Source organism: Shewanella electrodiphila, from assembly GCF_023283985.1.
GTDB classification, from domain to species: domain Bacteria; phylum Pseudomonadota; class Gammaproteobacteria; order Enterobacterales; family Shewanellaceae; genus Shewanella; species Shewanella electrodiphila.
The window spans coordinates 151,926-169,985 of the sequence record NZ_JAKIKU010000006.1 but is presented as its reverse complement, the minus strand read 5'-3'; the positions used below and the strand labels follow the sequence as shown (position 1 = coordinate 169,985).

Below are 18,060 nucleotides of genomic sequence, written 5' to 3'. Positions count from 1 at the left end.
AGGAAGTGTGATCTAGATCGGCTTTGGTGGCTTTTGATTAAATTAAAGGTTGTTCTAATTAATCTAAAGCAGAGAAAAGTGACTTATGAATGGCTTTATTGATTTTGGCAATGTACGAAAAAGCATTCAATTGAGTAATCATTGTTCAAACAAACATAAAGATGATGAAAGTATGGCGATTTAACTTGATCATGTCACAGGTGTGGGGGATAATCCTGCCGTTCACATAAAACAGGTTTTATGTGAAATCTATGGTGACCTTAGGGTCCCCCCGCAATGATAACTTGTGAACTCGGCCAGGCCTGGAAGGGAGCAACCGCAGCAAGTGACTCGTGTGCCGGGGTGTGGCTCTAGGGGAACCTCCAAATTCTTCTTGTTTTACCATCAAAATTCTTAATGTCTTACTCATACATATTTTATAGAGAAAACTTTTGTATTCAATTTTCTCAGTTTAGATCTGTTTGATTTTAGTACTTTCAATTTTCAGTACTTTTAATTTTCAGTACTTTTAATTTTCAGTACTTTCAATTCTCGGTATCGATTCAAGTTTTGCCTTTGCTTCAGCTTCTTCTTCCGCAATACGTCTTTTTAAGTTGGCTTTCAAAAATTCACGAGATTTCTCTAATGCGAGTTGTATTTCATTTTTCATGCTTTGCAGTTCGTTGTAATCTTCGAAAAAATACGTATCGACTAAATGCCTGATGTAACGCACTGGAAGCTGGTTTAAGGTTACGCAACATAGATCTGCTAAATACTCTTCTGGCAGTTCTTCTAATAAACCTTCATCTCTTAATATTTCCATTAATAGCACTTCATAGTAATTACGAATATCAACTTGCATGTTTTACTCCAAGAGAATGAATTTTTATATCAGTTTGCTACCAGATTGAATTGGCTGCAATAAAAAGTTGACTATGACGATGAGTTAATTCGGCTTCATTTCGGCTGTAACCACCGCCTATGACTGCTGCAATAGGGATATTAGCTTGTTTAGCGGTTTTAAATATAAACTTATCACGCGCTAAAATACCTGCTGTCGAAATGTTGAGATAGCCTAAATCGTCATCTCTATGAATATCGACCCCAGCATCATATAAAATTAGGTCTGGCTGGTGAATATTGATGAGGTAAGGAACCACTTGTTCGAGTGAATGAAGAAAGTGGCGGTCATCAATTCCTTTATCAAATTCTATGTCATGGTCTGAATGAGGTTTTCTTGAAGGAAAGTTTTTTAAGCAATGAAAAGAGCAACTGATAATATTGTCGAATTGTGATGATAGGGTTGCGGTGCCATCTCCTTGATGAACATCACAATCAATAATAAGCACTTTAGTCGCTTTACCATTAGAAATCATGCCATTGGCAGCGACTATTAAGTCATTGAATATGCAAAATCCACTGCCAAAATCATAGTGGGCATGATGGTATCCACCGCTGAGATGTAAAGAAACGCCATGTTCGATGGCTAAATTTGCACATAAGCTTGTACCACTAACGGCGTGTAAGGTTCTATTTAATAGTGCTTCACTCCAAGGGAATCCGATTCGGCGCATGACTTTAAGGTCAAGTTTGTTGTCGATGAAATCATCAACATACTTGTCTTGATGCACTTGCTTGAGTACTTCAACTTGAATCATTTCCGGTGAATGAAAATCGGAGGGTTTAGCTATTTGATTGTTCAGCAGGTATTGCTGCAGCAACTGATATTTACTTGTTGGAAATCGGTGGGTAGAAGGTAACGCCAGCTTAGAATAGCTGGCGTGATAAACAAGTGGAATACTCAATGTGAAATTTACACGCTTATTTTGATAATCAATTTACAATTGCTTGATTGCCCAGCTCATGAATTCTTTTCTTGTTTCTTCATCTGCTTGTAACCACCAATATTGAAGCATTTGTTCTGGGTGTGTTGCTGTCTCGCCTGCAGCTGGAGTTGCAACTTTTACTGCAGGTTTTGAAGCCGCAGGGGCAGTTGCTGTAACTGTTGCGCTTGTTGCTACTGCAGCAACAGGTAGCGTTTTCGTATTACTGTCAGTCGCAGAAGCTGCTAGCGTATCAATATCTTCACCTTTATTACCGCTAAACAAATTACTGATAAAAGTACTCTCTTCATAATCAGTTTGCGTCACTTTGTAATCAACAGCACCGTTGTCTTTACGAGAAATAACGATTTGCGGGTCTTTAGCAAATGACTTTGGCTTTTTAACAAATTCACCGTCAATTGGCTTAAGTTGATACTCATGATCACCATCAACATTGATAGCAACAATAAAAGGTGATGACTTTACAAAGCTTTGACTGTCACTAAAATCATCATCAACCATATCATGATAGCGAATAGCAATTTTATGGCTGCCGTTATCAAGTTCAAGGTCAGTCTTATGAGTAAACATGTTGGTATCGATTTCTTTACCGTCAAGTGCAAGATATTCAAATGACATTGGGATAGTTAGGTTAGCCGCCATAGCTGACGTTGAAGTCGCTAAAGCTAATAACGCTGCACTGAGCGGAAGGGTAAATTTCATTGTTGCTCCTTAACGATTGTTATTTCGATGCGGTCGTTCAAACATTTGAATTCTTTCTTCAATATAACTGATTGCTTGACGACATTTCCCTAATCGACGATGTAGAGAAAGTATTTCATTTTGTATCATGATTTTGTCAGTACTGTGGCAGTTTGCAAGCTTAGTTTCCATTTCTGCAATTTTTTGTTCAAAAGTTGTAGCCCAATTCAAATGTTTATTTAACTCTTGATATATCTGGTGGCTATTCTTCATCACATTACTGGCTATCCAGCCAAAACCACTGTCTGAATGTTGTTGCTGTTGTTTCTTAGCATACCTTGCGCGACTGTTGGCACGTTTCTGCTCTGCAGTCTTAACATTGATATTGGTTGTAACGAGTGCGCGGCGCAATGCGGTAAAGCGATCTTGAATACGTTGGCAACTCAGTTCGATTATTTTGACATCGAGTTTAAGAGAAAGTTGCTTTTCTAATTGTTGAATGTCTTTTTTCAGTTGCTGAATACAAGGGCTAAGTTGTGCTCCTTGTTGAATAAATAGTTGTGAGTTAAAACGTTCAATATCTTGCAGCATTTTCTTTTGCTGGGCTGGCAATTGTTGATCATGATGCAGTGCATCTTGTTCAAGCGAGCTGAGCTGCTGCTTTAATTGATAAATAAGTTGGTTGGTATTTCTCATAACCAGGCTGTCCAAGCAAGATGTGCTGCAATTGATAAAACAGTAATAATAAACAGAGGTTTTACAAAGGGAATACCGAATCTAATAGCCGATTTAGCGCCAATGAATGAGCCTGCCATCATGCAAACCCCCATCCATAACCCTAGAACCCAGTCGACTTCTCCTAGTAAAGCGAAGATGACTAATGCAGTGACATTACTAACAGAAGTCATTACACGCGCTAATGCACAACTATTTAGTAGTGGCAATTTGTATAGTCTTATGCTTGATACCGTCCAAAATGCACCAATCCCAGGACCGGCAAAGCCATCGTATCCACCTAATAGTACACCTTGAGCAGTTTGTTTTTGTTTGCATGGGGATGTCATCGGAGCGGCTTTTAGATTCTCGCCCATTGCTTTGGGGCTAAATAAGGTATAGATGGCGATACTGATAATAACTAAAGGTAAGATTTTCTCGAGCCAAGCAGCATCTATAAGATATACAAAAATACTGCCTAAAATTGCACCGAAAAAAGTCGCGATAAAGGCGGTTCGCCAAAATCTTAAGTTAATAAGCTGTTGCTTATAATAAGTATACCCAGCAGTCATTGAACCAAAGCAAGCTGCTAGTTTATTGGTACCAAGTGCTAAATGGGGCGGTATTCCCATTGTTAATAATGCAGGAATAGATAATAATCCACCACCACCCACTACAGCATCAATAAAACCGGCCACAAGACCAATAACGGCCAAGATTACCCAGTGGCTTGGATCTAACAAGAATTCCAAATAATTACCTATTCTATAACTTTACGAAATGGCGGAAGGGCATCAAGTAATGATTTGCCATAACGCTTAGTAATAAGACGTCTATCTAAAATGGTTACGCGACCATAGTCATCTTCTTTACGGAGTAATCTACCACAACTCTGGATTAATTTGCGTGAAGCATCTGGAATAGTTAGCTGCAGGAATGGATTGCCACCTTTACTCTTTATGTATTCAGCATGTGCTTGTTCAACGGGTGAGGTTGGCACCGCAAACGGCAATTTAGTCACGATTAAGTTAGTTAAATAATCTCCCGGTAAATCTAACCCTTCTGAGAAACTGCCAGTACCAAAAATTATGCTTGGTTTACCTTCATCGCAGCGTTGTTTGTGTTGTTGCAATATTTGTTGTCTTGGCATGGTTCCTTGAACAAAAAGTTGCTCTTTAGGTATTTTGCCACTGACTTGATCTGTGACCTTTTCCATTTGCCAATATGAGGCAAATAAAACCAATGTCGCCATTTCATCTTCAACTAGTGCAATGATTTGTTCTGCTAGTTCATCAGTATAGGCATCTTCTGTTGGCTCGTTATTCATCTGTGGGATAAATAAAGTGGCATTATTTTCGTAATCAAATGGCGATAGTAGTGCTAAGAAGCGACTGCCATCATCAAGGGATAGACCTACTTGATGAGCAAAATGATTGAAATTATTTAATGCTCGAAGCGTTGCACTACATAAGACGACCCCCGCTGCTTTTTGCCACAGCATGTGCTCAAGCATAAAGCCAACTTCAATAGGGGAGGCGCAGAATAAGTAATCCTGTTGTTTTCCGGTAATTAATTCTGCCCAACGTGCCATCGGAGCACCTTTTTTCGAATCCTCTTTAGCTAACATTTTCCAAAGCTTACTTAAGTTCTCAAGTCGCTGCAGAATAAACCCCGCTTCTGAGAGAACGGCTTCAGATTGATGCTTAGGCAATTCACCATCTTTAATGGCTTCACTGAGCACAGATTGAATTTTGTTAAACTGTTTGACGGCTAGATTTGAGGTGGTCGCTAAATTTTCGGCCTGTATTAGTAATGACTCTGGTAATTTGCCATTTTCAAAACGTAATCGGGTTTCTGGGTTAGCAAATAATTTAGGCTGCGTATCGCAAAAATGCGCCACTTGATTAAGTTGAGTCACTAAATCGCCAATATGGTCAAGCATGGCTTGTACTGGCGCAATGATATGAGTCGTTTTAAGTTGATTTTGCAGTTTTGAGCAAGTTTTCGAGGCTTTTTCTAACCAGTCACTGGCTCCTCTTAGTGTGGCTTGCGCACTGGAAAAGTCTCTGGCAACGGTTGGCAGGTGATGGGCTTCATCAATAACGTAAAACATATCTTCAGGCTCAGGTAAAATCACCCCGCCTCCAAGCTCTAAGTCAGCAAATAGTAGACTGTGGTTTACAATTAATACGTCCCAAGTTTCGACGTCTTCGCGCGCTTTATGAAATGGACAGTTGTGGTGACTGGACATTTGACGATGGCAGCTGTGCTTGTCACAACAAATTTGTTGCCATAAGAAATCTGGTAATGGTTGCTCTAAAGTATCAATTTCGCCATTCCATTTACCTGCCTGAAAATCTTGATGCAGTACTTTTAGTAAGTCTATTTGACTTTGGTCAGGTTTGGTTTGCCACATTGCTAATTGTGATGTGTCTTCTGGACCAATCATTGCTGCAAGTTTTGCTAGGCAAACGTAGCGCTGTCTGCCTTTTACGAGACCAAATTTAAAGTCGACACCTGATTGCTGTAAAAAAAAAGGCAGGTCTTTGTGCAATAATTGCTCTTGAAGGGCCACCGTTGCGGTAGCAATACATACTTTTTTCTTGCTGGCTAATGCAAGTGGAATAGTACCTAAGATATAAGAAAGAGATTTACCAATACCGGTACCAGCTTCACAAACCATGATCCTGCGATGTTTATCATAATCACCAGCTAATGTTTTAGATATTTCAGCCACCATGTAGTTTTGCTCTCTACGAGAACGAAAATTTGGCATCGCAGTCGCAATATCTTTATAGATAGTGCGGATCTGAGTTTTAATATGATCCGTTAACATGTATGGCCCATTAGTAATCTTTACTTACTAATTCTTTATTTGCTGGTATATGCTGTACATAATAACAGTGATTTTAAATGTTCGGAATAAATAATCGAACGTTTATAGCGTCTTTAACGACACAGGTAAGTAATTTAGTGGTAAAGATAAGTTTATTTAGGTAACTGAAAATACTTATTTGCCCCAACGATAGGTTAATCATGCATAAACAGACGATTTCAGGGCAACATTGTAGATGACAATACAAAATTCAATAGGCACTGATACTAGCACTAGCACTAAAACTAACAATGATGCTTTACTTTCGATTAAAGGAAGGGTGCTGACTAGACATGCGACTTATCGTCACGGCCGATTAATGCTGCAATATTATATAAAAACAGAAACAGGACCGGCACTCATTGAACTAGAACAAGCTGAAGTTATCTGTTTTTGTAGACAAAGTGACAGTGAATTGATTCTCGGTCATTTCAATTCAGGTATACGTATTGAGCCTATCAGCTTAAAAAACTTTAAGCATCAAGCTGTTTCATGCATCTATTTAAAATCAACGACAGTACAGAAGCAATTGCTTAGAATTGCCAATGATGCAGGAATCGAGATCTATGAAGCCGATATAAGGGCAGAGCAACGTTATCTAATTGAGCGATTTATTGCGTTAGATGCAGAGTTCATTGTTTCTGCTGACTCAAGCAGTGCAGAAACACCTTTATCACTGACTGAGGTGGCTACTTTTGCTAGTGCTAGCCATTCGAATGACTCACTAGCATGCTATGCAGCATTCAAAACAAGAAAGGCAGATTTAGCCATTCCATTATCAATGATTTCACTGGATTTTGAATGCAGCCCATCTGGAGAGTTGTACTCAGTTGGATTATATGGCTCTCAATCAGCACTTGATAATCAAAGCCCCTTATATAAAAAAGTCATTATGCTTGGTCGACCTGATTTTGACGCTGATGAGATTAATGAGTCTGATGATAGCTTTGAATATATTCAATGGGTTGATGACGAAGTGGCATTAATCCATCAGTTAATTCATTGGTTCAATGAGTATGATCCTGACATTATTATTGGCTGGGCAGTGGTTACCTTTGATTTAGCACTTCTATATAGGCGTTGTCAGTATCATCGAATTCCTTTGTTAATCGGTCGTGGCGGTACAGAATTGACATGGAAAGTTGAAGATAAATTCAGACCAGAAACGCTGTCTTTACCAGGAAGGGTTGTTTTAGATGGTATTGACTGGATAAAAGCGGCATTTTATCAATTTGAGCGTTATTCACTCGAACATGTCTCGCAGCATTTATTAGAAGAAGGTAAAGCCATTGATCATGTTGAAAATAGAGGGCAAGAGATTTGCCATTTATTTGCTAATGACAAAAAAGCACTCGCTTTTTATAACCTGACAGATTGCCGACTGGTTTGGGATATTTTTGAAAAAACACAATTATTGGCTTTTGCCTTAGAAAGAGCAAAGTTGACGGGGTTAGAATTTGGCCGAGTAGGAGCATCGGTTGCTGCTTTTAATAATCTCTACCTTCCGCATTTACATCGAAGTGGCTACGTTGCCCCCGCAAGAGCAACAAGCCATGGCTTAGAGTCACCAGGTGGTTATGTGATGGACTCTATTCCTGGTTTTTATAAGGATGTATTAGTTCTCGATTTTAAAAGTTTATACCCTTCAATTATTCGTACTTTCTTAATCGACCCCAAAGGATTAATAGAAGCGGAAAATCAACTTAAGGAGCATACGGTCCCAGGCTTTTTAGAGGCTCAATTTAGTCGTGACAATCCCATTTTACCAAAACTTATTGCTCAGCTCGCTGCGCAAAGAGAGTTAGCTAAACTTAATCATGATAAACCTCTTTCTCAAGCTATTAAGATAATCATGAACTCTTTATATGGGGTTTTAGGCTCTAAAGGTTGTGTGTTTCATGATGCAAAACTCGCAAGCTCAATTACGATGCGTGGCCATCAGATAATGAAGCAAACTAAAACATGGATTGAAGCAGAAGGTTATAAAGTGATTTATGGCGATACTGATTCAACTTTTGTTTGGCTTGGTCAACATCATCAAATTGAAGATATCGCCAAGTTAGGAAATAAACTTGCAAAAATGGTCACTGACAAGTGGACGAAAACCTGTAAGGAGCAATACCGAATTGAAAGCTATCTTGAGTTAGAATTTGAAAGTCATTTTAAACAATTTGTGATGCCGACTTTAAGAGGCTCTGATGCGGGCAGTAAAAAACGTTATGTAGGCGCAACAGAAGATAAAGAAGGACAAATTGAACTTACCTTTAAAGGAATGGAGCAGGTGCGAAGTGATTGGAGCCCAGTTGCGAGAAGGATTCAATATCGCTTGTATTTTTTACTTTTTACTAAAGGTGACGTGAAGGCGTATTTGCAACAAGAGCTGCAAGATCTTGATGACGGTAAATTGGATGATGAACTTATATTTAGAAAAAGATTAAAAAGACATGTTGAAGAATACACTGCGAAATCGTCACCTCATGTAAAAGCTGCGATTAGACTTTGTCAATTAACAGGAAATGATAAAGCGGGCAAGCGGGGCACTATGATTGAATACCGTATGACATTAAATGGCGCTCAGCCCATAGAGGCCACCGGTGAAAAAATTGATTATCAATATTATGTTGAGAAACAGATAAAACCGATTGCTGAACCTGTTTTAGCGTTAGTTGGAGAAGGGTTTGAAAGTCTAAGCAGTAATCAGATGATGTTAATTTAGTGTTACTTAATATTGCGTTTGTGGTAAATCGTTACTATTTTTGAGTGGTTTGGTAGTTGATTGTGCTGTTTGATGTGTTGTTTTAGTTTATTCAGGCGTAAAAAGCACGCATTTCTTTGTTTTGATATATTTCAGCATGCTAGCCTTTGATGAAAGGATAATACAAACAAAATGGACTGTTATCAGAAATTATGATGAAAATAAAATGGGAAGGTTTAGCTTAATGAAAAAGACTTTAATCGCTTCAGCACTTGCAACTGTTATGTTCGTACCTGCAGCTTCAGCTATCGAAATCTATAAAGATGATAAAAACGCTGTAGAAATCGGCGGATTTATTGATGCGCGTGTATATCACGGACAAGGTGATACTGAAGTTGTAAATGGCGCTTCACGTATTAATTTCGGTTTCGATCGCCAAATGGGTGATGGCTGGAATGCATTTGCTAAATTAGAGTGGGGCGTAAATCCTTTCGGTGACAGTAAAATCCAGTACAACAATGACCAATTGTCTTATGAAAATGGTGACTTCCTAGCTAACCGTTTAGGTTATGTTGGTGTGAATCATGACACTTACGGTTCAGTGACAATTGGTAAGCAGTGGGGTGCTTGGTACGACGTAGTTTACAACACTAACTATGGCTTTGTATGGGATGGTGATGCATCTGGTACTTACACGTACAACAAAGGTGATGGTTCTGTAAACGGTACCGGTCGTGGTGACAAAACAGTTCAATACCGTAATGCATTCGGTGATTTTAGTTTTGCAGTCCAAGCACAGCTTAAACAAGATGAATTCGATGTGCTTTCAGATGGCAGTATCAACCCTGAAAATCCTACAGCGCCATTGATCAGTGCTCAACAAACTGTTGCGACCGTTGAATACAACAACACTTACGGCTTAGCATTAACTTACCAAGCCACTGACAACTTTGTTGTTACTGCAGGTGTTAACGTAGGTGAGTTTAAAGGTTCTACAGTTGAAAATGAAAAAATCGAAGAAACTGATATCATTTATGGCTTCGGTTTAACTTACGGTGGTTGGGATGCTGAAGGCCTATACGCAGCGGCTAACTACAGCAAACAAGAATTCCATGATACAGATAATCTAGGTCGTCTGATTTCTGAAGCTTATGGCGTGGAAACGCTTTTATCATACCGTTTTGATAACAACATTCGTGCGTTCCTTTCATACAACATCTTAGATGCTGGTGATGAATATAAAGCAGATTACAACGGTGATACGTTTAAGCGTCAATTCACAGTTGCTGGCCTACATTACATCTGGGATGCTAATACAGTTATCTACTTAGAAGGTCGTGTTGATAACAGCGACTTTAGTGGAAGTGAAGAAGCTGCAATGAAGTTATCTGACGATGACGGAATTGGTTTCGGTATTCGTTACGTGCTTTAATCGCACTAGCCGCTTTTAAACTGAAAAACACCCTCTTAAGGGTGTTTTTTTTGGCCTTTTTTTTATGAATGAAACAACAAATGTTAATTACTTGTACATGCTTTGTGCTTTTATTAGGCATATCTTCTACTTGTTAGAGCTTAAAAAAGAACCAGATAGGAACAAATTTTTAACATTAAGCGTTTTTAATGGTGATTAATTTAATTGTTTATTTTCAAATGGTTGAATGGGTGTTGCAGAGTATAACTCTGTTTGTGTTCATATATTTGAACAGATCAACTGCGTTAATGCCTCAATCTCTCGTTATGTTAATGAAACATATGTTGAATAAATGTTTTATTTGTGATTTTATTGCTCTTGAAATGTAGTAGCGGTGTAACTCGCACACATTCACCAACTTGATTTTGTTCAGTTGGAAAAATAAGAAAGATATAAGTCCAGGGAGATTGACAATGCATAAGAATTTATTAGCGAAATCAGTGCGTCTAGCAATGATTAGCGGTGCAGCTGCGGCAGCACTTAGTTCACCGGTAGCTTTTGCTGCTGAAGAAGGCGCTAAAGTTGAACGTATCGAAGTAACAGGTTCACGTATTAAACGTACAGATATTGAAACCTCTACTCCAGTTCATATTACAACAGCTGAAGATATTAAATTAGCCGGTTTTACCAATGTCGAAGACATTATGAATAACCTGCCTCAGATCGAAACATCAGAAAACTCACTTTCATCAAACGGCGCTTCTGGTACCGCGACACTTGATTTACGTGGTTTGGGTGCTAACCGTACTCTAGTTCTTGTAAATGGTCGTCGTTTGCCGTCAGGTGGTGTTTACTCACAATCTCCTGATGTTAACCAAATTCCTGCTGCGTTAATCAAACGTGTTGAAGTATTAACTGGTGGTGGTTCATCTACTTACGGTGCTGACGCTGTTGCGGGTGTTGTTAACTTTGTAATGAATGATGAATTTGAAGGTTTCCAAGTAAATGTTGGTGCTTCTGGTTATCAGCATGATAATGATAACAGCTACATCCAAGGTTTAATGGATGATAGAAATTTTGAATACCCTACAGGTAGCTCTGGTATTGATGGTAAAACTTTTAATATCGATGTGACTATGGGTAGTTCTTTTGCTGATGGTAAAGGTCATGCAACTGTTTACGCTACTTGGAAAAAGACAGATGAGTTACTACAAGGTTCACGTGATTACTCTTCTTGTGCATTGAATGGTGCTGGTACTTCTTGTGGTGGTTCTGCTAACGCTGTTGTTCCAAACTTCTTCTTCTACCCAGTTGTAGATGGTGCAGTTGATTACACTAATGAGCTTTTTTGGGGCTTAAACGAAAATAATGGTTTCACTCCAGATGATGGAACAAACCGTTATAACTATGCTCCAGTTAACCATTTTCAACGCCCTGATGAACGTTACACTATGGGTGCATTTGTTGATTATGAAGTAAACGAAAACTTCCACCCTTATTTAGAAGTTTCGTACATGAATGATAACACCAATGCTCAAATCGCTGAGTCTGGTACATTCTTTAACGAAGAATATCTTTTAGATTTTAATAATCCTTTATTAAGCGATGGCCAAAAAACACAATTACAAGATGCTTTCGGTATCGGTGCTGATGATCAATTCGTTGCATATATTGGTAAACGTAACGTAGAGGGCGGCCCTCGTGCTTCATTACTAGAACATAACTCTTTCCGTATCGTAGTCGGTGCTGACGGTTACATTAATGATAATTGGTCGTACGATGTAAGTTATGTACACGGCCAAACAAGCTCACGAGCTGGCTATGTAAATGATTTCTTTGGTCCTCGTATCGGTACTGCAATTGGCGCAATCGGTTCTGATGAATGTACTGATGAATGTATTCCTTATGAAGTATTTACTTATAATGGCGTAACAGAAGAAGCTGCAGGTCAGTTAACTGGTACAGCAATGCTTTCAGGTGTAACTACTCAAGTAGTTTACAACGCATTCGTAACTGGTGAGTTTGATTTTGCTTTACCTAGCTCTGAAAACCCAATTGCTGCAGTATTAGGTTTCGAAAGAAGAGAAGTTGAATTCGATAGACTTTCTGATGAAGTTTTCGAAGAAGGTTTACTACTTGGTCAGGGTGGTCCAACGCCAAGCCTGAACGGTGGATATGATGTTAATGAAATATTTGGTGAATTAAGTATTCCTTTAGTTGAAGATGTATTCTTAGTTGATAGCCTAATCTTAGAATTAGGTGGTCGTTACTCTGATTACAGTACTTCAGGTAAAGAGCCTACTTACAAAGTCGGTATTGATTGGGGTGTACTCGAAAACTGGAAGGTACGTGGTAGTTATAACCGTGCAATCCGTGCTCCAAATGTTGCCGAGTTATTCTCAGCACAAAGTGTAGGTTTGTGGAGTGGTAATGATGCATGTACTGGAACAACTCCATCTGCATCAGCAGAAGCTTGTGCTCGCTCTGGTGTAACTGCAGCGCAATACGGTAATATCTCTGCTTCACCAGCGGGTCAATACAACCAATTTGGTGGTGGTAACCCTGAAGTTAAACCAGAAACGGCTGACACTTATACGGTAGGTTTAGTTGGTCAGCCATTTGATAGTCTTGGCTTTGCTCTTGATTACTGGGATATTGAAGTTACAGATGTAATTGGTACACCAGGTGCTCAACTATCATTAGATGCCTGTATTAATGATAATTTATTCTGTGATAGTGTCAATCGTAGTGCAGCAGGTAGTTTATGGATTGGTGAAACTGGTTTCGTAAACAACCTAACTTCTAATCTTGGTGGTCGTCATTGGCAGGGTGTTGATTTAAGTGCTAACCATGTTACAGATTTATTTGGTGGTACTTTATCTACGAAATTAATTGGTAGTTATAACATCAAGAAAGAAGTTGAGCCTGTATCAGGTCTTGATGAGCTAACTTACGATTGTTCAGGTAATATTAGTGTAGATTGTTTTGCTCAACCTAAGTGGAGACATAACCTTTCTATTAGCTATGGTATGGACACTTGGTGGATGGCTACTGCTAAATGGCGCTACTATGGCGAAGTTGATTACACATCAACTAACCCAGTAGATACTTTAGTCGCTGATGGTATCGATGCTCAAAACTACTTTGATTTAATCGGTACATTCTACATCACTGATAATTTATCTTTACAAGCAGGTGTTAATAACCTTCTTGATAAAGAGCCTCCAATGGTTGGTAATACACTAGCGTCAAATGGTAACCAAGTTTCTGGTTTCTATGACACGTTAGGTCGTTACTTACATGCAAGTGCAACATTGAAGTTCTAAAATTATTGTATAAATATTTTCATTGATAAATGGCCTCTTATGAGGCCATTTTTATTTCAAATTCGAATGGATTCAATTATGAAAAAAATAACAACTCAATTAATGTGTTTAAATGTTGCACTGTTAACTTGCACAGGTGTTATAGCGAGTGAGATTTCTGACAAGTTCTCTAAATACGATGCAAATTCAAACGTTGAAATTTTATATGATGATTACGATGCGGTATTGAAAGCCAGCGTACTCGCTGTTGGGCAGTCAACTAGAGCTAAAGCTAAAGAATCTAATGCCTCTATTGGCACAAGAATGAAGGTAAGGATTAATAAATTAACAGCTTTAGAGGGAAACCGTTTTTTTTATGAACAATTTCAAGATGATGATAATCAGGTATTATTAGAAAATATTCAGAAAAGTCTTGAAACTGTCCCTAGTGAGGTTTCATTAAGTAAGCTTAATCGAGATGAACAATTAGCTTATTGGTTAAATTTGTATAATTTAACCGTGTTAATTGAGCTAATTGACATGTACCCAATAAAGAAAATAGATGATGAATTTGAAGATGATGAAACTATATTTTCAAAGAAAACTCTGACTATTGAGGGTGTTGAACTAAGTTTAAATGATATTGAAAATGAAATATTATTTAAAAATTATGATGCTAACCCAATAATCATATACGGTATGTACCAGGGAAATGTAGGAGGACCAAGCATTCGTAAAAATGCTTTTACCTCCCGAAATGTTTATCAGAATTTAAGGTCTAATGCTAGTGAATTCATTAACTCTAATCGAGGCACTTACTCCCAAGGAAAAAGTACCTTTAGAGTTTCAAGTCTCTATGAGAGAAAAGAGAAGTACTTTCCAGAGTTCCAATCAGACTTAACTGCACATTTAAGTAAATATATTCATGGAACAATGAGTAATTATTTAAGAGAAGGCCCGACGCTTAAACCAAATATTAATGATTGGAAAATAACTGACCTTTTTAAATCTCAGAAAAGTCGAGGTATGTCTAGTGCAGCAAATAGCGCAGCATTAATGGATTCTGTTGGCATCACTTCTGGCGGAAAAGGAGAAGGGGTTCCTAATGCATCAACTCCGACCTTAGGGCTAGCTGCTGAAGTCTATTCTGACAGAGGTGTTACTTATGGTCGTTTTTCACCTGAACAAATTGAAATGTTGATGAAAGTTGATGAGATTCGATTAGAGAATGCTGGTGAAGTAACAATAACTGACATTAAGACTGAAGAACAATAGAGATAATTTGTTTTTATCAAAATGGCTGAATTTGTTCAGCCATTTTTTTATGTTCTGAATAGGTGATTTTATCATTGTTGATGTTTATTTTATTACGGAGGTAATCCTTACTACTTGTGGTAATTGTCTTTACTTTTATATTTATTTTGAAAGGATAAATAAGATTAAACTGCATGTTTATTCGAAGAGAGTTTATCCATTACACATTTTTCCATTTATATTATTGGCGTACTGAGCCATTTTATTAATGTGATGAGATGATATTTACTCCTGTTGAAGTGATTTTGAGCTTACTGGATATTTCTAATCTATTTCTCAAAGTAAGAACCTTTTTGATATGTGTATAAATTGAGCTTTCAGTAGTGAGTTTAAATGAAACACTTCTTTATGGCTGTTTTGATGTTCTCAATTGTTGACACAGGTCAACATATTGTGAAATGATGCGAGCGGGTCTATGCCTTAGCAGGTATAGAATAGGGAAGAAAAAACTAACAATCACAAGAGAAAGATAGACTTAGTAGCAGCAACAAAGATTAACAAATTAATCTTGGTTGTTACTCATTAGTTAAGCTTTCTAATTCACTATAAATTGGTTGGGAACTATGTCCAAGGTAAGCAATAGAACAAAAATCGCTACTGCACTTGTTGGCGCGCTTGCATTAGCTAGCAGCAACTTCGTGATTGCAGATCCTCTAAGCGATGTACAAAAAGCAGATACTAAGATTCATACAGATGCTGCTGCGTCGCAAAACAAAGTAGACAAATATTTTGATCAAGCACAAGACATGCTATTTGAGTATGGCTCAGTTGCTGATGAACGTGAGTCTCTTAAATCATACAACGATTACGTTGCAGGCTTAGTTGCAGATCAAGAAGCAACTATGAAACTAATTCAAGATGATATCGACGGTGTTGATGCTCTTAGACAAGGTGTTGTTCCTTTAATGTTTAAAATGGTTGATGCACTAGAGCAATTCATTGCTTTAGACCTACCATTCAATCTTGAAGCGCGTGAAACTCGTGTTCAACGCTTAAAAGATACATTAAACAGTGCTGAAGTTACATTAGCTGAAAAGTACCGTTTAATCCTTGATGCATACAATATTGAACGTGAATACGGTTCAAAACTTATTGCAGAAACAGGCCAATTAGAACTTGACGGTAAAGAAATCCTAGTTGATTTCTTAAATTTCGGTCGAGTAAGTTTATATGCTCAAAGCCAAGATCAAAAGTCGGCTTGGATGTATAACGAAGATTCTAAAAGCTGGGATAAGTTAGAAGATAGCTATCTTCGTAACTTAAGCAAAGCAATTAAACAGGCTCGTGGTCAAGGTGCTCCTGATCTATTCGCCTTACCAATCCCTGCTGCGGAGGCTGCGCAATAATGAAAAAGTTTATTACTACAGCAATCGTTGCTGCAACTCTGTCACTAACGTCTGGAATGGTTAGTGCTGCTGATGCACCAAAGACGATTGAACAATTGTTGAAACAAGTACAAACAGATCGTGCAAACGCAAGTAAAACAAACAAAAAGCGTGAAGCAGAGTTTTTGAATGAGCGTGGCGATAAAGCGGCTCTTTTAAAGCGTGAAAAATCAGCTTTAGCTGCTGAAACTCAACGTGGTAAAGATTTAGCTCAAGCTTTTACTGACAACGAACGTAAAATTGCCCAACTAGAAGAAGATCGTAAGATTGCTTCTGGTGATTTAGGCGAAATGTTTGGTGTTGTTAAAGGTGAAGCCGGTGATTTTGCTGGTAAGTTAGTTTCATCTAACATTACTGCACAGTTCCCAGGTCGTGATGCATTTATTGCAGAACTAGGTGCTCGTAAAGAATTACCTAAAATTAACGAACTAGAGCAGTTTTGGGAAGCACAGCTTTTCGAAATGGTTGAATCTGGCAAAGTTGTTAGTTTTGATGCAGACGTTACAGGTTTAGACGGTAGTGTTCAGAACACCTCTGTTATTCGTGTTGGTGCATATAACTTATTAGCTGACGGTCAATATGTTGTTTACAACGCAGACCTTGGTTTAATTCAACAACTATCACAACAACCGGGTGGCGCTCAGGTTTCAAGTGTTAAGTCATTCACTAGTGCAACTTCAGGTTACGAAAAATTATTCGTTGACCCTGCACGTGGCGTATTACTTAGCGTATTCACTCAAAAAGCGACAATCGAAGAACGTATTGAAGCGGGTGGACCAATTGGTTACATCATTATTGGCTTACTTGTTCTTGGTGCTTTAATTTCGATTGAACGTCTAGTAACGCTATATGTTGTTGGTGCTAAAGTTAAAGCGCAACGTAAAGATATCAATAATCCAGGTAACAATGCATTAGGTCGTGTTCTTAAGGTTTACCAAGAGAACAAAGATGTTGATGTTGAAACACTTGAGTTGAAACTTGACGAAGCAATTTTGAAAGAAACACCTGCTCTTGAAGCTCGTATCTCAATCATTAAAGTACTAGCAGCTATCGCTCCAATGATGGGTCTACTAGGTACAGTAACGGGTATGATTGCAACCTTCCAAACAATTCAATTGTTCGGTACAGGTGACCCACGCTTAATGGCTGGTGGTATTTCAATGGCATTGATGACAACTGTTCAAGGTCTAGTTGCTGCACTACCATTAATGCTTATGCATGCAATCGTAGTAGCACGTAGTAAAACAGTGGTTCAAGTTCTTGAAGAGCAAAGCGCTGGTATTATTGCAGAGCATGCTGAGAAGAGGGCTGACTAATGATGCTAATCCTGATGGATGTTTGGGACTCTGTCAGGGGCTTCATGGCCACCGGAGGAGATATCCTCTGGCTGGTAGCGGCTGTACTATTCCTAATGTGGGTATTGATGCTAGAGCGCTTTTGGTATGTCAATTGGGTAGCACCAAAAGAGCATAAAGGTATTATTAACTTATGGAATAATCGAGAGGATTCAACCTCTTGGTATGCGCACCGTATCCGTGAAGCTTGGATGTCCCAAGCAAAACAAGATATGAATGCTCGTATGCTGATGATCAAAACCTTGGTAGCCATCTGTCCTATGATTGGTCTACTTGGTACCGTAACCGGAATGATTGCAGTGTTCGATGTGATGGCAGTTCATGGTACGAGTAACGCTCGTATGATGGCGGCTGGTATTTCAATGGCAACCATGCCGACAATGGCAGGAATGGTTGCAGCATTATCTGGTGTATTTTTTAGCACTCGATTAGATGCAAAAATGAAAATCAGTCTCGAAAAGCTTAAAGATAGCTTGCCACACCACTAGAGAGAGTATTTAAA

At 38.5% G+C, this 18,060-nt stretch carries 13 protein-coding genes and 1 other RNA gene; 8 read left to right on the top strand and 6 right to left on the bottom strand.

Annotated features, from left to right (window positions below; all coding sequences use genetic code 11):
• Positions 1–260: 260 nt before the first annotated feature.
• Positions 261–357, top strand: an RNA gene (gene ffs / locus L2737_RS12695) — signal recognition particle sRNA small type.
• Positions 358–508: 151 nt separating this feature from the next.
• Here ffs and L2737_RS12690 read toward each other — a convergent pair.
• Genes L2737_RS12690 through dinG form a run of 6 tightly spaced genes read right to left on the bottom strand, consistent with a single transcriptional unit; the run spans position 509 to position 6,054 of the window.
• On the bottom strand, positions 509–841 hold the full coding sequence (locus L2737_RS12690; protein ID WP_102528601.1) for a late competence development ComFB family protein: 333 nt from the start codon (positions 839–841) through the stop codon (positions 509–511).
• A gap of 37 nt (positions 842–878) precedes the next feature.
• Entirely contained in the window at positions 879–1,784 is a 906-nt protein-coding gene (locus L2737_RS12685; RefSeq protein ID WP_248955948.1) for a histone deacetylase family protein, read from the bottom strand.
• Positions 1,785–1,817: 33 nt separating this feature from the next.
• On the bottom strand, positions 1,818–2,525 hold the full coding sequence (locus L2737_RS12680; protein ID WP_248955947.1) for a DUF2057 domain-containing protein: 708 nt from the start codon (positions 2,523–2,525) through the stop codon (positions 1,818–1,820).
• A gap of 9 nt (positions 2,526–2,534) precedes the next feature.
• Positions 2,535–3,200 (bottom strand): primosomal replication protein, encoded by a 666-nt coding sequence (locus L2737_RS12675; RefSeq protein ID WP_102528598.1) that lies wholly within the window; start codon positions 3,198–3,200, stop codon positions 2,535–2,537.
• Entirely contained in the window at positions 3,197–3,970 is a 774-nt protein-coding gene (locus tag L2737_RS12670) for a sulfite exporter TauE/SafE family protein (RefSeq protein ID WP_102528597.1), read from the bottom strand. The genes L2737_RS12675 and L2737_RS12670 overlap by 4 nt, the downstream gene beginning before the upstream one ends.
• A gap of 8 nt (positions 3,971–3,978) precedes the next feature.
• The gene (dinG, locus tag L2737_RS12665) at positions 3,979–6,054 is read right to left on the bottom strand and encodes an ATP-dependent DNA helicase DinG (protein ID WP_248955946.1); all 2,076 of its coding nucleotides are present in this window, start codon (positions 6,052–6,054) and stop codon (positions 3,979–3,981) included.
• A gap of 235 nt (positions 6,055–6,289) precedes the next feature.
• Here dinG and L2737_RS12660 point away from each other — a divergent pair, with 235 nt between their 5' ends.
• The 7 genes from L2737_RS12660 to L2737_RS12630 all read left to right on the top strand — a co-directional run bounded on the left by L2737_RS12660 (position 6,290) and on the right by L2737_RS12630 (position 18,046).
• Positions 6,290–8,809 (top strand): DNA polymerase II, encoded by a 2,520-nt coding sequence (locus L2737_RS12660; protein WP_248955945.1) that lies wholly within the window; start codon positions 6,290–6,292, stop codon positions 8,807–8,809.
• A 223-nt stretch (positions 8,810–9,032) separates the two neighbouring features.
• Positions 9,033–10,220, top strand: a complete 1,188-nt coding sequence (locus L2737_RS12655; RefSeq protein ID WP_248955944.1) for a porin — start codon at positions 9,033–9,035, stop codon at positions 10,218–10,220.
• 452 nt (positions 10,221–10,672) lie between these two features.
• Positions 10,673–13,525: a TonB-dependent receptor domain-containing protein gene (locus tag L2737_RS12650; protein ID WP_248955943.1), complete on the top strand. Its 2,853-nt coding sequence runs from the start codon at positions 10,673–10,675 to the stop codon at positions 13,523–13,525.
• A gap of 78 nt (positions 13,526–13,603) precedes the next feature.
• The gene (locus L2737_RS12645) at positions 13,604–14,779 is read left to right on the top strand and encodes a DUF547 domain-containing protein (RefSeq protein ID WP_248955942.1); all 1,176 of its coding nucleotides are present in this window, start codon (positions 13,604–13,606) and stop codon (positions 14,777–14,779) included.
• A gap of 602 nt (positions 14,780–15,381) precedes the next feature.
• Positions 15,382–16,164, top strand: coding sequence for a DUF3450 domain-containing protein (locus L2737_RS12640; protein ID WP_102528591.1), 783 nt, complete (start codon positions 15,382–15,384; stop codon positions 16,162–16,164).
• Complete coding sequence (locus tag L2737_RS12635; protein WP_102528590.1) at positions 16,164–17,519, top strand: MotA/TolQ/ExbB proton channel family protein; 1,356 nt, start codon at positions 16,164–16,166, stop codon at positions 17,517–17,519. The genes L2737_RS12640 and L2737_RS12635 overlap by 1 nt, the downstream gene beginning before the upstream one ends.
• Positions 17,519–18,046, top strand: a complete 528-nt coding sequence (locus L2737_RS12630) for a MotA/TolQ/ExbB proton channel family protein (RefSeq protein WP_102528589.1) — start codon at positions 17,519–17,521, stop codon at positions 18,044–18,046. Before L2737_RS12635 ends, L2737_RS12630 begins: the two co-directional genes overlap by 1 nt.
• The last annotated feature ends 14 nt before the right edge of the window (positions 18,047–18,060 follow it).

Excerpts from the sequence above, each read along its gene's own strand:
- L2737_RS12690 (WP_102528601.1), bottom strand. The coding sequence starts at position 841 with ATGCAAGTTGATATTCGTAATTACTATGAAGTGCTATTAATGGAAATA.
- L2737_RS12680 (WP_248955947.1), bottom strand. The coding sequence starts at position 2,525 with ATGAAATTTACCCTTCCGCTCAGTGCAGCGTTATTAGCTTTAGCGACT.
- L2737_RS12675 (WP_102528598.1), bottom strand. The coding sequence starts at position 3,200 with ATGAGAAATACCAACCAACTTATTTATCAATTAAAGCAGCAGCTCAGC.
- dinG (WP_248955946.1), bottom strand. The coding sequence starts at position 6,054 with ATGTTAACGGATCATATTAAAACTCAGATCCGCACTATCTATAAAGAT.
- L2737_RS12660 (WP_248955945.1), top strand. The coding sequence starts at position 6,290 with ATGACAATACAAAATTCAATAGGCACTGATACTAGCACTAGCACTAAA.
- L2737_RS12655 (WP_248955944.1), top strand. The coding sequence starts at position 9,033 with ATGAAAAAGACTTTAATCGCTTCAGCACTTGCAACTGTTATGTTCGTA.
- L2737_RS12650 (WP_248955943.1), top strand. The coding sequence starts at position 10,673 with ATGCATAAGAATTTATTAGCGAAATCAGTGCGTCTAGCAATGATTAGC.
- L2737_RS12645 (WP_248955942.1), top strand. The coding sequence starts at position 13,604 with ATGAAAAAAATAACAACTCAATTAATGTGTTTAAATGTTGCACTGTTA.
- L2737_RS12640 (WP_102528591.1), top strand. The coding sequence starts at position 15,382 with ATGTCCAAGGTAAGCAATAGAACAAAAATCGCTACTGCACTTGTTGGC.
- L2737_RS12635 (WP_102528590.1), top strand. The coding sequence starts at position 16,164 with ATGAAAAAGTTTATTACTACAGCAATCGTTGCTGCAACTCTGTCACTA.
- L2737_RS12630 (WP_102528589.1), top strand. The coding sequence starts at position 17,519 with ATGATGCTAATCCTGATGGATGTTTGGGACTCTGTCAGGGGCTTCATG.